This window comes from Acinetobacter sp. YWS30-1, assembly GCF_033558715.1.
Lineage (GTDB): Bacteria > Pseudomonadota > Gammaproteobacteria > Pseudomonadales > Moraxellaceae > Acinetobacter.
This window is the reverse complement of sequence record NZ_CP114606.1, coordinates 2,252,099-2,265,172: the sequence shown is the minus strand read 5'-3', so window position 1 is coordinate 2,265,172 and position 13,074 is coordinate 2,252,099. Positions and strand designations below refer to the sequence as shown.

13 protein-coding genes are annotated in these 13,074 nt (G+C 43.6%); 5 read left to right on the top strand and 8 right to left on the bottom strand.

Annotated elements, in window-relative coordinates; genetic code table 11:
* Window positions 1-98 precede the first annotated feature (98 nt).
* Window positions 99-1,189 (top strand): IS4-like element ISAba1 family transposase gene (locus tag O4M77_RS10670; protein WP_085940648.1). Its coding sequence is split into 2 segments (ribosomal slippage): window positions 99-639 and window positions 639-1,189, totalling 1,092 coding nucleotides; the frame shifts between segments, so codons are not numbered across the junction.
* On the opposite strand, the gene O4M77_RS10665 is transcribed toward O4M77_RS10670, so the two are convergent.
* Entirely contained in the window at window positions 1,131-1,637 is a 507-nt protein-coding gene (locus O4M77_RS10665) for a GNAT family N-acetyltransferase (RefSeq protein ID WP_416359255.1), read from the bottom strand. The two genes, O4M77_RS10670 and O4M77_RS10665, sit on opposite strands and share 59 nt — an antisense overlap.
* Before the next feature lie 391 nt (window positions 1,638-2,028).
* On the opposite strand from O4M77_RS10665, the gene O4M77_RS10660 reads away from it, so the two are divergent.
* On the top strand, window positions 2,029-2,514 hold the full coding sequence (locus O4M77_RS10660) for a hypothetical protein (RefSeq protein ID WP_166137681.1): 486 nt from the start codon (window positions 2,029-2,031) through the stop codon (window positions 2,512-2,514).
* 34 nt (window positions 2,515-2,548) lie between these two features.
* On the opposite strand, the gene O4M77_RS10655 is transcribed toward O4M77_RS10660, so the two are convergent.
* Window positions 2,549-3,430: an alpha/beta fold hydrolase gene (locus O4M77_RS10655; RefSeq protein WP_166137634.1), complete on the bottom strand. Its 882-nt coding sequence runs from the start codon at window positions 3,428-3,430 to the stop codon at window positions 2,549-2,551.
* A 154-nt stretch (window positions 3,431-3,584) separates the two neighbouring features.
* Between O4M77_RS10655 and O4M77_RS10650 the strand changes: the two genes are divergently transcribed.
* Window positions 3,585-3,857, top strand: a complete 273-nt coding sequence (locus O4M77_RS10650) for a hypothetical protein (protein WP_004784921.1) — start codon at window positions 3,585-3,587, stop codon at window positions 3,855-3,857.
* Window positions 3,858-3,995: 138 nt separating this feature from the next.
* Entirely contained in the window at window positions 3,996-4,493 is a 498-nt protein-coding gene (locus O4M77_RS10645) for a DUF2505 family protein (RefSeq protein WP_005236909.1), read from the top strand.
* A gap of 53 nt (window positions 4,494-4,546) precedes the next feature.
* On the opposite strand, the gene O4M77_RS10640 is transcribed toward O4M77_RS10645, so the two are convergent.
* On the bottom strand, window positions 4,547-5,824 hold the full coding sequence (locus tag O4M77_RS10640) for an MFS transporter (protein WP_166137632.1): 1,278 nt from the start codon (window positions 5,822-5,824) through the stop codon (window positions 4,547-4,549).
* A 317-nt stretch (window positions 5,825-6,141) separates the two neighbouring features.
* Here O4M77_RS10640 and def point away from each other — a divergent pair, with 317 nt between their 5' ends.
* Complete coding sequence (gene def, locus O4M77_RS10635; protein WP_166137630.1) at window positions 6,142-6,630, top strand: peptide deformylase; 489 nt, start codon at window positions 6,142-6,144, stop codon at window positions 6,628-6,630.
* On the opposite strand, the gene O4M77_RS10630 is transcribed toward def, so the two are convergent.
* The 5 genes from O4M77_RS10630 to O4M77_RS10610 all read right to left on the bottom strand — a co-directional run bounded on the left by O4M77_RS10630 (window position 6,631) and on the right by O4M77_RS10610 (window position 13,064).
* The gene (locus O4M77_RS10630; RefSeq protein WP_166137628.1) at window positions 6,631-7,068 is read right to left on the bottom strand and encodes a YbjQ family protein; all 438 of its coding nucleotides are present in this window, start codon (window positions 7,066-7,068) and stop codon (window positions 6,631-6,633) included.
* A gap of 3 nt (window positions 7,069-7,071) precedes the next feature.
* A complete protein-coding gene (locus O4M77_RS10625) occupies window positions 7,072-7,428 on the bottom strand; it encodes a YbjQ family protein (protein ID WP_103799673.1) in 357 nt (118 codons plus the stop codon).
* 57 nt (window positions 7,429-7,485) lie between these two features.
* Window positions 7,486-8,283: an RsiV family protein gene (locus tag O4M77_RS10620; protein WP_159123400.1), complete on the bottom strand. Its 798-nt coding sequence runs from the start codon at window positions 8,281-8,283 to the stop codon at window positions 7,486-7,488.
* A gap of 138 nt (window positions 8,284-8,421) precedes the next feature.
* Window positions 8,422-9,888 (bottom strand): multidrug efflux RND transporter AdeIJK outer membrane channel subunit AdeK, encoded by a 1,467-nt coding sequence (gene adeK / locus O4M77_RS10615; protein ID WP_166137626.1) that lies wholly within the window; start codon window positions 9,886-9,888, stop codon window positions 8,422-8,424.
* Window positions 9,888-13,064: an efflux RND transporter permease subunit gene (locus O4M77_RS10610; protein ID WP_180179116.1), complete on the bottom strand. Its 3,177-nt coding sequence runs from the start codon at window positions 13,062-13,064 to the stop codon at window positions 9,888-9,890. The genes adeK and O4M77_RS10610 overlap by 1 nt, the downstream gene beginning before the upstream one ends.
* Between the last annotated feature and the right edge of the window lie 10 nt (window positions 13,065-13,074).

Sequence of the window (13,074 nt, the reverse complement as noted above, 5' to 3'; positions counted from 1 at the left end):
TTTAAAAAGCGTATTTATATAAATGATCTCTGTACACGACAAAAATAGATAACTCATTGAAATAATGTCACAATAATTGTTTTCTAACGACGAATACTATGACACATCTCAATGAGTTATATCTTATCTTAAACAAATCTCTAAAATGGAACAAGTCACATTTAAAGTGCTTTGCGCTCATCATGCTTGTGATTATTTTAAAGCAAACATGTAATCTTTCTTCTGCATCTAAAGCCTTGCCCATCAAGTGTTTACCACAATCATTTTATCGACGTATGCAGCGCTTCTTTGCAGGTCAGTATTTTGATTATCGTCAAATTTCTCAGTTGATTTTCAATATGTTTTCATTCGACCAAGTGCAACTGACTTTAGATAGAACCAATTGGAAATGGGGAAAACGAAATATTAATATCCTGATGCTCGCAATCGTTTATCGTGGAATAGCGATACCTATCCTTTGGACATTGCTTAATAAACGTGGAAATTCAGATACGAAAGAGCGTATTGCTTTGATTCAACGCTTTATAGCCATTTTTGGTAAAGACCGTATTGTGAATGTGTTCGCAGACAGAGAGTTTATCGGTGAGCAGTGGTTTACATGGTTAATTGAACAAGACATCAACTTCTGCATTCGTGTTAAAAAAACTTCATTGTCACCAATCATTTAGGAAAGAATCATAAAATTAGTGATTTATTTCGCCATCTTAAAGTTGGTCAAATTGAATGTCGTAAACGACGGATTTTGGTTGGTCGGGTGAAACTATATATAAGTGCACTACAGTTAGAAAATGGAGAGCTTTTACTCGTCGTTTCTCCTCAGTTTAATGCCAATGCTATTCAGGATTATGCATTACGCTGGGAAATTGAAACCTTATTCAGTTGTCTCAAAGGACGCGGGTTTAATCTTGAAAATACGCGCTTGACAGACCCTAGACGAGTGAAAAAATTGATTGCGGTGTTAGCTATAAGCTTCTGTTGGTGTTACTTAACGGGTGAATGGCAACATAATCAAAAAAAAGCGATAAAAATAAAGAAGCATGGACGACTCTCAATGAGTTTATTTCGCTATGGTTTAGACTATGTTCAAATGGCGATTCAGCGTTTAATTGGTTTTGGGAAAAAAGAAGAGTTTAAGGAAATTTTGGCAATTTTAAGAAAGCAGAATCCTGATAGGATAAGGGTTCTGTGAAATTTGTCGTGTACAGAGATAAATGATAATTTTCTTCATTTTCCGATTGAGAATTCGGTGAGAAAAATCCATTTTTTTGATAATAACTTAAAGCCGTTTGAGTCGATTGGACTTTAATTTTATGGATATTTTTACGCACTAAGGATTTGTGCATCTGATCAAAAAGCTGGGTGCCAACCCCGAGTCGCTGGAAACGTGCAGCCACATAGTGCATCAGGATTTCTCCAGTGTCACTGACCAGCAAAAAGCCGACAATCTGATCATTTAAAATATACACCCAGCAGTCGTTATAAAGCATTTCCACAATTAACTGGGCGTGATTAAACTGCTCCAGCCAGCGCTGGATCACGCTGTCTTCACGTTGATGATCCAAAATACAGGATTGAATACTGTCGTGGATGACCTGAATTATTTGAGGTATATCTTGAATCTTCCCTTCACGAATCATAATTTTATTCATTTACTCGACCATAAAGAGAGACCTTTTATTTGAAGGAAAATGCTCAAAAAAACAAATACCAATCATGTAGCTTTTTGAGTGCATTTGCTAAAGAATCCAGAGTTGATGATCGATTCTGTAGTGATTTGTCTGATTTATTTATCCTGATCAATATTGGCCTCTAAGATTAATTCTAATTTTTAACAAGATTTTAGATCCTCATTTCAAATTGAATACTGGAAAATAAGGCTCAACTAAAGAAAAAAATCCAAGAAGATCTAAAAAAATCCTCAAGTTTGCTGTACAAAAAATAGACTTGTGTTAAGTTAAAAGAAGATCGCCAAATCAAGAATTGGCAGACCGTGATAAAAATAAAATTAACCACACGAGATGATCAATGATGCTTAAATTCCTGATTTTTTCATGTCTAGCCCTGATAATTTATGCGATGTGGTTTATCGGCATGAAAATCTATAAAACCCAGCGTTATGTAAAAAGTAAACGTGTCAAAAAAGCGGACCCGATTTCCAGTAGTACTGAAGAGAGTCAACCTGAGTCTCAGGAAACCTTGCATGTGGTCGATGCCTATGAGCTGGAACTGTTTGATGATGTGGCGCAATTATTTTTCCAGCATCAGGTTCAGATTCAGGACCGCAATGAAGCAGAGCAGTTACAGCAGGAATTGCTCCGTAAAATGCCGATGCATACCGGTACACAAATCCGTCAGATGGATTTAGGCGAATGGTCAATTTTCTGGAATTTTTATGACCAGTCACTGGAATATTATGTCGGCCGTTATGGGGTATTTTATGCCCATGTCGACCGTTTCGGCGAGGAACACCGTCAGGAAATCAGAACCGATATTCAACAGGCACGTTATGCTTAAGCAGCTAAATGCTTAAATGCTCTAGAAACTAAAATCAAGCTGCATATTTGAGTTGATGTAATTCGCTGAACTTGGTGAGCACTTCATCCCAGAGCTGTTCTGCGCCCTGACGGAAATAACCCATATGTCCCATATGCTTGAGTCCATAATCAGCTGCCTGAATATTGATATAATGCAACGGAGCCTGACGATAATGTTGCATAAAAGCCTGTCTGGATTCAGGTAAGGCCCAGGCATCATCAAGCGCGGCTACGGCATAAATAGGTGTTTTTACCGCGGCATAATGGGTATGCAGGTCTTTCAGTTCAGGATCGGCAAAGAAATAGGTCGGATTTTTACACCATTTTCGCCACTGACGATAAACATCACGTGGCAAGTCAGCGCCCATATTTAAACGGCTCCATGGCAAATAGCCTGTCACTGCCACCATCGGTGGGAAAATAATATTCCAGATTACCTGAACCTTGATTCTTTCAGTTAAAGGCATATAACCATGCCAGCCAGCACCAGTGCCAAAGCAGTACATTGCTTCAATGCGATCATGATATTTGCTTAATCCCAAGGCCTGTCCGCCATAGGAATGGCCAATCATATAGATGTCCAGACCGGTTTGGCTGAGATAATCAATCGCAGCGCTGAGATCATATTGTCCCCAGTCCAGATAGGACATCTTAAAATTCTTTAACCGTTTAGGCGCAGAATTAGCCACCCCACGATAATCAAAAGTCAGTACCTGAAAACCTGCATGTGCTGCATAATCGGCAAAGCGCCGGTAAAAAGCTTGGGGAACACCTGTCGCACAGGCGATGACAATATTGGCTTTGGCATATTCACTGCGGTAAAGCTTGCCGGTTAAGGTATAGCCATCTTCTGCCAAAAACTGCACGGTTTCGACCTGAACTTTTCCTTGTAGCATACTGGATATCCTTATACGTGGATTGAATCAGGGGAGGTGAATCTATATTATTTTTAATCTGATCTAAGCCATGATGTCAAAACTCACGAGTCGTAAATGACATCTATGCTTAATATGGCATGCAATCGCCTCATACAAAAGGAAGGGCTGCCTCATGCTGATTGATTTTCATCAGGCACAATTACAGAAATTTATGGCTCTGGCGACTCAGGTTGAAGCCGAACCGGAACACTATCTACAGTTTGATTCCGTTTCTGATTTTTATAAGGCCAGCTGGTTAAAGAAATTTCCTGCGGGTACGGTCTGGTATGCTTCTGGTCTGGATGATGGGGCAGAAGAATTTCATGCGGTCATTGAGTATCGTGAAGTTCAGCTTTTACTCAGCTGTGGACCCTGTATATCTGCAAAAATTGCCTGGAAACATTGACCTCAATGCCAATTTTTCTCAATAAAAAAATAATGACAGCCGATGTAAAATTGACTTAAATAGCTTATCTTCTCTGTCAGATGATTCATTTGACTTAATTTGAGTCCATAACCCCTAATAAAAATAAGGAAAATAGATATGGCCCACCAGTTTACCGTAAACGCAATTATTCGCGGTGTCTCGATTGATGAGTTTAAGCGTCTGGCAAATGACATCAGTTTGCATGAAGCGGTTTGTCATCGGATCCCTGCTCAAAATATGGAAATTCTGGTTTCAGAAAAGCAGGGACATCTGTATACCCTGAAACGTGCCTACAATCTGGATGTCAAAATCCCAGATATTGCCAAGAAACTGCTGAAAGATGCGTTTCGCTTGCAGCGTACTGATGTCAGTAATCTAGAAGAAATGACTTCTGTTGTGGAACTAGGTGCCAATCTGCCAATTGAAGCTAAATGTCAACGTGCCGTAACAGGTGATGAACAGCAGATTCAGTTCCAGTTGAACTGGACGGTGAATGTGAAAGTGCCTTTGGTCGGTGGCATGCTGGAAAAACATGCCGAAGGTGAAATCCGTAAATTCAGTGAAATCGAGATCAGTATTGTGGAAGATGAGCTACGCAAGAATCTGAAAGCTTAAGCTCGTATTTTCACGCTTAGAAAAAGAGCCTGTGAGTCAGGCTCTTTTTTATTTTAGGCTGTTTTTTCAAATTTGCTGCGGTAAAGCAGGGCAGTGAAGAGAGTCACTAGACAAACGGTCCAGATATAGTACAGGGCGCCAATATTGCTATACAGGCTCAACCATTGTACCAGTGGCAAGGTGATTCCACCTGCAATCGCATAGGCCAGATTATAGGAAAATGAAATTCCGCTAAAACGGATTTGTGCCGGGAACATTTTCACCATGCTATAAGACACCATGCCCACGGTTCCTGAGCTTAGACCGAGCAACATGTAAAGCATGAACACCGTTGACGCTTCAACATGACCCAGACTGTGATAAAAAATCCCAGCCATTGCCGCGACAAAAATAGAGCCAAGTAAAATGACCTTGCCTGCACCGAAACGGTCAGCCAGTACACCAGCGATAATGCAGCCGAGCATTTGCATCAGGATTGCAGCACTTTGCATCTTGAACGCATCAGCACGTTCGAAACCAAAACTCGCCACTAGCAAATTTGGCATCGCCAGAATCAAGACTACCACGCAGCCGGTCAGGAACCAGGTAAATAACATCCCAATGCCTACAGCAGTTTTGTGGCTTAACAGCACCTGTTTAACCGGTAATTCTTTAGATAGCTCTTTTCGAGCTTGCATGGCTTTAAAAACTGGAGTTTCTTTCAAATAACTGCGCAGGTAAAGGGCCACAAAACCAAAAATCCCACCTACAATGAAAGGAACGCGCCAAGCCCAGTCTTTGATTTCTGCTTCAGTGAATTGAAGGGAAATAAACAGCGACATTAGGGCACCGAGTAGAATTCCGAGTGATAGGCCAGCGGTCAGTAAGCCATTGGCAATCCCAATCCGGCGTTCTGGTACATGCTCAGACACGAAGGTCCAAGCTGCCGGAATTTCACCGCCAATCGCAATACCTTGAACAACACGCATCAATAGCAGCAGCAATGGTGCAGCATAACCAATACTTTCAAAGGTCGGCATGATCCCAATCATGAGGGTCGGTAGCGCCATCAGCAAGATGGATAAACTGAATAGTCGTTTACGACCGATCAGATCCCCAAAATGCGCCATCACCACACCGCCGAGTGGACGGAAGAAATAGCCTGCGGCAAAGATGCCATAGGTATTCAGCATGGCCCAAAATGGACTCAGGGTACTTGGGAAGAACAGTTCGGAAATTAATTTGGCATAGAACACATAAATGACGAAATCATAGAATTCCAGTGCGCCACCTAGGGACGATAGTCCGAGGGTGCGTTTATCAGCATGGCTCAGATAGGGTTGTGCATTCATGTGGTCGTTCCATTATTTAATATCCATGACTTGATTGCTGATTTTAAAGAAGGGTTATTTTCTTGAATAATCAATCTTTCTTTGTTTAATCTAAACTAAAAGTTATTAAAATTTAAATGAATAAAATTATTTGGAATGTTTTGATTAATTATTTTCCTTTCAGGTGAAGTCTTTAAGGCAACCATAAGCTGGATTTCGACATACTACTTAAAACACAGCTTATCTTTTTTAGACGTATTTATTCATTTTAGTATGATGTTCATTCTGTAATTTTCCCTCTAAGATAGAGTTAAATGAAAAAAATACAGGATAGCGCGATGACAAATACCTTGGCGGTGGCACAGCAAGGTGAGGCCATTTTAACCCTAATTGCCAGTCCGGTCACACAGGCTGAATTTGACAGTGACTGGTTGCGGCAATTTAACAGCGCCTTGATGGAGACCATGCAACAACGTCAGGGCGTGGGCATTGCAGCACCGCAGGTTTATGTCTCTAAACGCATTATTATTGTCGCATCACGGCCCAATTTACGTTATCCAGACGCGCCGTATATGGAAGCTGTGACCATGATCAATCCGGAGATTATCAGTGCTTCAGCTACGCAAGTATTGGGTGAGGAAGGCTGTTTAAGTGTGCCCGAACAAAGAGGGAGAGTAGCTCGAGCAGAAGAGATTCAGGTGCGTTATTTTACCTTAGAGGGAAATGAAATGGTTCAAGTGTTCAAAGGCTTTCCGGCACGAATTGTACAGCACGAAATTGACCACCTGAATGGAATTCTATTTGTAGAGAAGCTTGCAGAAGCATAATTACTTGGTCTGAATTGCAGTGCCATAAGCAAAGACTTCAACCATACCGCCTTGCATGCCAAGTTCAGTCGTACTGAGGCGGATTCCCATAATCTGGTCAGCGCCCATTTTTTCTGCTTCCAGTTTTAACCGTACTATAGCTTCACGTCGTGCCCGTTCAACGACACTCTCATAACTGGTCAAACGACCACCTAACATGTTTTGCACATTAGCGATCGCATATTTAAAGTAATCATGTGAAATGACCACATTGCTGCTGATCATATGACCGGGGAATGTAGATTCGATGAAACGGCTATTATTGACCCGGATATAAGCCAAACGCTGTTCCTGTTCATCCAGATATTGCAGATGCTTGCGCTCGTTAAAGCGACCAAAACCGAAACCCACGCTGAACAGAATGGCAAAAATGACAATCTGTATAATCAATCCGTCCATGCATTAGTTCGCCTGTGGAAATGGATCAGGCAGTTTAGGCATGACCGGATCAACGATGACTGCAGTGCCATACACAAACAGTTCAGAAGCACCTTGGGCAATATTTGAGGTAGAAAAACGAATACCCACAATCGCATTGGCACCCATACTGCGGGCTTTTTCAATCATCCGGTTCATGGCTTCCTGACGGGATTCTTCCAGTAATTCGGTATAAGCGGTCAACTCGCCACCGACAATATTTTTCAGACCGGCCAGTAAATCACGTCCAACATGCTTACTGCGCACAGTACTGCCATACACCACATCAATCTGCTGGCGAATGGTATGTCCCGGTACAGATTCCAGATTGCTGAGTAACATTCATATCCCTAAATTAGAAAAAATACTTTGATTATTATTACACTTAAAATAGATAGTTTAGTCATTATAAATTTCTTCAGATGACTCAGGCAGCTGGGGTAAATACTTTGTTTGGATCACCCCTTGAGCTGACCAATAGGGAAGTTCAAGTTCAGTAATACCTTCTGCATAAGAAGCCAATTCATACAATGGATAGACAAATACAATTCCATTGGCATTGAAATAGAAATTATCACTTACTTCAAATGCATTTTGCTCAATATGATGTTGTTCAAGCCACTCACGATTATGTTCGTAAAGTTCAGTTTTGAGTTTTTCTTTGCTTGCAGGTGCCAAAATATCATTCAGGCTTAAACGCTGCTTGGTATTGAGATCAAAAATAACGTAGTCACTATGATGCATACCATGTGCAGCGCCTGCTGGGTAATATTCGGAAAAGTATGTAAAGTTTGCGATATTGTAATGCTGACCGATATAACGTACAGCAGTGGTACTGTAGTTGGTTGATGGCATTTCAGGATCAAGAGTGACCTCTACAGCAGGTGATTTGTCGAAAGCTTCAGCATGGTCTTTTTGTAAACGCTCCAAAAAATATTGGTTTAACCAATTTACATTCGTTTTCACTGTTTGCAGATGATATTTAGTGCAACTGGCAAACTCATCCTCACTGGCTGGATGGCATACTTCATTTTTACTGAGCTGTACACGTTCAGTTTTAGCCTTAATCAACGGTAAGCTTTCTTTTTCAGCGACGGTTTCCGCTGTTGGTTCAGGTTTTGAATCTACTGTATTTTTTTGTTGGCATGCGGTTAAGAAAATTGAACTTACCAAGGCAGATAACAATATTTTTTTCATCGATTTACATTTTATAAAGTGTTAAGTCTCATCCAATTGAGTATACAGATTTTTTGATTCAATCAAAATATATCGGCTATTGGACCAACGTATAAAAAAAGCCCACCGAAGTGAGCTTTTCTGAAAAAGAGATTAAGCTTATTTTGCCTGTTCGGCACGACGCTGTTCGGTCACAGACGGGCGATACGCTACGGTGTCTGAAGTGTTAACTTTCAAACCACCACCAAGACTCTTGTACAGCTCAACCTGGCTGTTCAGATTCGCCTGTTCAAGTAATAACAAACCTTGTTCTGCTGCATATGAAGCACGTTGTGCATCCAGTACAGTCAGATAGCTGTCAATACCGGCACGGAAACGTGCTAGAGACAGGCGGTAAGTCGTGTTGGTCGCATCAACCAGACGGCGTTGAGCAGCAATACGGTCACCAATGTTCTGTCGTACCGCCAGGGCATCATTCACTTCACGGAATGCAGTTTGAATGGATTTTTCATAATCTGACAGCGCAATTTGCTGATCTGTTTCAGAAATACGAATATTGGCCTGACGTGTACCCCAATCGAAAATTGGAATATCCAGACTTGGGCCTACAGACCACGCAAAACTGCCAGATTTGAACAGATCACCCAGATCCGCAGATGCAAAACCTGCAGAACCCGTCAGACTGATGGTTGGGTACAGACGTGCACGGGCAGCCCCAATATTGGCACCTGCCGCAGACAGACGGTATTCAGCTGCACGTACATCCGGACGGTTAATCAGCAGGTCACTTGGTAAGCCTGCACCTAGGGCCGCATTAGAGGTAATGCGGGTAACACGTTGTGCCGGTAACAGGTTGGCCGGTACGGGTTGACCTACAAGCAGATTTAACAGGTTTTGTGCCTGAGCCACCTGGGTGCGATAGTTGGCAACATCATTACGCGCAGTTTCAACAGAAATTTGCGCCTGACGTACTGGAAGTTCGCTATCGATCCCAACATCAAAACGTTTCTTGTTCAGGTTGTAAGATTCAAGCTGGGCTTTCAGCGTTTGCTCAGCCAGCGCCAGATTGGCATTGGCAAATGAGTAACTCAGCCATGCTTGGGCCACCTGACCGATCAGAGAAATCTGAGTCGCATCACGCGCACTTTGAGTCGCCAGATAAGTATCTAAAGCATTGTCACGCAAGCTACGCACACGACCCCAGAAATCTAGCTCAAATGCAGTTACGCCTAGACCGACATTATAAGTCGTCACAGCGCCACGGCTTTGCGGGTTGTTACTGCCAGTATCCTGACGTAACACGCTGCCGCTCGCACCAATGGTTGGCAGACGGTCATTTTCAGAAATCTGATAAGCCTGTTGGGCACGCTGAATGTTTAATGCGGCAGTACGCAAATCACGGTTATTGGTCAATGCCAAGTCCAGTACCTGTAACAGGCGCTGGTCAGCAAAGAATTCTTTATAACCCTGTTCTGCTACAGAAGTACCTGAAGCATTGGTATAACTGCTTGGGATATTCGCCTCTGCAACGGGCTCTGGGCCACGCATGCTTTGACATGCAGTCAAAGCAAGCGCGAGGGCAGATACCGCAATGCTACGACCTGTAATAGACCATATATTTTGCATTACGACTTGTACTCCTGATTTTGTTGTTTTGGTTTGTATTTAAAGATACTTCGAATCCACACGTAGAATACAGGAATAAAGAAGATACCTAAAAGAGTCGAACTGATTACACCACCGAGGACACCATAACCGACGGAGTGCTGGCTACCCGCACCGGCACCTGAAGCAAGTGCTAGTGGAAGTACACCAAAACCGAAGGCAAGGGTGGTCATGATAATTGGACGTAAACGCATTTTTGCTGCATGCAGGGTCGCATCAAACAACTCTTCGCCTTGTTCCTGCAGCTCTTTGGCGAATTCCACAATCAAGATTGCGTTTTTCGCAGAAAGACCAATTACGGCAATAATCGCTACCTGGAAGTAGATGTTATTCGACAGGTTCGGGTCTTTAAACAGAATCATACCGCCAAAGGTCAATAGTAATGCACCCACGATGCCTAATGGTACAACCAGAAGAACCGAGAATGGAATTGACCAGCTTTCATACAATGCAGCCAGACACAGGAACACGATCAACAGTGAAAGCGCGTACAAGAATGGTGCCTGTGCGCCAGACTCACGTTCTTCCAGAGACAGACCAGTCCATTCATAGTCGAAACCTTGCATGCCCATTTCAGGAAGCTTGGCAATGATTTCTTCCATCGCACGCATTGCATCACCTGAGCTCACGCCCGGTGCCGGTGTACCCTGAATGTTCATTGCAGATACGCCGTTATAGCGTTCTAGACGAGGCGAACCATAGGTCCATTCACCCGTTGCGAATGCAGAGAACGGTACCATTTCGCCACGGTTGTTACGAACATACCACTGGTTCAGGTCTTCCGGCATCATACGAGAGCTGGCTTCACCCTGAACGTACACTTTTTTCACTCGACCACGGTCAAGGAAGTCGTTGATGTACGAACCACCCCACGCCATGCTCATGGTGCTGTTAATTTCAGAAATGCTGACACCTAAAGCACCGGCTTGTGCATGATCGACAATCACACGGTACTGCGGGTTATCTTCCTGACCATTTGGACGGACACCTGCAAGACGTTTGTCTTGTGCAGCCAGACCCAGAACAGTATTACGCGCTGCCAAAAGTTGCTCATGGCTTTGACCACTTGCTGCTTTTAACTGCATGTTAAAGCCGGCAGATACACCCAGTTCAGGCATTGCTGGCAATTGTAATGGCATGATGTAAGACGCATCTTTCACAATCATGTTCAGTGCCATACCACGCTGGATAATTGCACCGACCTGTGATTCTGGTGTGGTACGTTCAGACCAGTCTTTCAGTTTGATAAATGCCAGACCAGCGTTTTGACCTACACCTGTGAATGAGAAACCAGCCACACTGAAGACAGATTGGACATGATCTTTTTCATTTTCCAGGAAGTAGCCTGTCATGGTATTGATGACTTTATCGGTACGTTCCAAGGTTGCATTTGGTGGCAACTGTACCAGCGTCATCACGACACCTTGGTCCTCATCAGGTAAGAATGAAGAAGGCAGTTTCTGGAAGATCAGCACAATAATTCCGATCACCACCGCATAGATGATACCGGAGAAAATTTTGTGGTGGGTCATACGATTGACACCGCCCTGATATTTCACAGAAACACGGTCAAAGCTATGGTTAAACCAGCGGAAGAAACGCGCAGCCGGGTTGTTGCTTTGCGGCTTGTTCGGATCATGCTGTTTCAGAATGGTCGCACACAGGGCAGGGGTAAAGGTTAAGGCCACCACCAGAGACAGAACCATTGCTGTGACCAGCGTGATTGAGAACTGGCGATAGATAACCCCTGTAGAACCACCAAAGAATGCCATTGGTACGAATACTGCAGACAGTACAGAGGTAATACCGATCAGCGCACCAGAGATCTGTTTCATCGACTTTGCAGTCGCCGTCACAGGATCAAGATGCTCTTCAGCCATGACACGTTCAACGTTTTCGACCACAACGATCGCATCATCGACCAGCAGACCAATTGCAAGAACCATCGCAAACATGGTCAAGGTATTGATCGAGAAGCCGAAGATATTAATGATTGCAAAAGTACCTAATACAACCACTGGAACGGCCATGGTTGGAATAATCGTTGCACGCCAGTTCTGCAAGAACAGGAACATCACGATGAAGACCAGAATGACCGCTTCGATTAGGGTATGAACCACCGATTCAATCGATAACTGAATAAATGGTGTGGTATCAAATGCCAGGGTATCTACCATCCCTTGCGGATAGTTCGGACGTAACTGTTTTAGCCGTTCTTCAACTGCTTCAGCGGTATCCAGCGCATTGGCGCCAGTTGCAAGTTTAATCGCAACACCGCCAGCCGGTTTACCGTTGAATTTAGAATCAAACTGGTAGTTGTCTGCACCCAGTTCTACACGTGCGACATCGCCCAGACGGACTTGAGCACCTGAAGTGGTATTTTTCAAGAAGATGTTTTCGAACTGTTCAGGTGTTTGCAGCAGACTTTGCGCATTCACCGTCGCATTCAGCACCTGACCTTCAATCTGTGGCGCACCACCTAATTGACCGACAGCCACCTGAGCGTTCTGGGTACGGATTGCCTGAGCCACATCACTTGGAGTCACTTGCAGACTAGCCATTTTGGCTGGATCCAGCCAGATACGCATTGCATAAGAACCTCCAAAGACCTGAACTTCACCAACCCCGGCCACACGGCTTAAAGGTTCAGAAATATTTGAGTTCACATAGTCTTTAATGTCATCTGCAGTCAGGCTGCCATCAGGCGAATAGAAAGCTAATACCTGAAGGAAGCTGGCACCAGATTTGGTAACACGTACACCCTGACGTTGTACATCATCAGGCAAAAGTGCAGTCGCTGACTGTAACTTGTTTTGTACCTGTACCTGTGCGATATCAGGATCGACACCCTGTTCAAAGTTTAAGGCGATGGATGCCTGACCGTTACCGGCACTGTTCGAAGAAATATAACGCAAGCCATCCAGACCGTTCATCTGCTGCTCGATGATCTGCGTTACTGTATTTTCTACAGTCGCTGCAGATGCACCCGGATAAGTCGCAGAAATGGTGACTGTCGGTGGCGCGATCGTCGGATATTGAGCAATTGGCATTTTGCTGATGGTCAAAATACCCGCCAGCATAATTACCAATGCAATCACCCATGCAAAAATCGGGCGATGGATAAAGAATTGAGCCATGAACCATTAC

What these genes read in the sequence shown, in the direction of transcription:
- O4M77_RS10665 (WP_416359255.1), bottom strand. Translation starts at nt 1,637, where the DNA reads ATGATTCGTGAAGGGAAGATTCAAGATATACCTCAAATAATTCAGGTC.
- O4M77_RS10660 (WP_166137681.1), top strand. Translation starts at nt 2,029, where the DNA reads ATGCTTAAATTCCTGATTTTTTCATGTCTAGCCCTGATAATTTATGCG.
- O4M77_RS10655 (WP_166137634.1), bottom strand. Translation starts at nt 3,430, where the DNA reads ATGCTACAAGGAAAAGTTCAGGTCGAAACCGTGCAGTTTTTGGCAGAA.
- O4M77_RS10650 (WP_004784921.1), top strand. Translation starts at nt 3,585, where the DNA reads ATGCTGATTGATTTTCATCAGGCACAATTACAGAAATTTATGGCTCTG.
- O4M77_RS10645 (WP_005236909.1), top strand. Translation starts at nt 3,996, where the DNA reads ATGGCCCACCAGTTTACCGTAAACGCAATTATTCGCGGTGTCTCGATT.
- O4M77_RS10640 (WP_166137632.1), bottom strand. Translation starts at nt 5,824, where the DNA reads ATGAATGCACAACCCTATCTGAGCCATGCTGATAAACGCACCCTCGGA.
- def (WP_166137630.1), top strand. Translation starts at nt 6,142, where the DNA reads ATGACAAATACCTTGGCGGTGGCACAGCAAGGTGAGGCCATTTTAACC.
- O4M77_RS10630 (WP_166137628.1), bottom strand. Translation starts at nt 7,068, where the DNA reads ATGGACGGATTGATTATACAGATTGTCATTTTTGCCATTCTGTTCAGC.
- O4M77_RS10625 (WP_103799673.1), bottom strand. Translation starts at nt 7,428, where the DNA reads ATGTTACTCAGCAATCTGGAATCTGTACCGGGACATACCATTCGCCAG.
- O4M77_RS10620 (WP_159123400.1), bottom strand. Translation starts at nt 8,283, where the DNA reads ATGAAAAAAATATTGTTATCTGCCTTGGTAAGTTCAATTTTCTTAACC.
- adeK (WP_166137626.1), bottom strand. Translation starts at nt 9,888, where the DNA reads ATGCAAAATATATGGTCTATTACAGGTCGTAGCATTGCGGTATCTGCC.
- O4M77_RS10610 (WP_180179116.1), bottom strand. Translation starts at nt 13,064, where the DNA reads ATGGCTCAATTCTTTATCCATCGCCCGATTTTTGCATGGGTGATTGCA.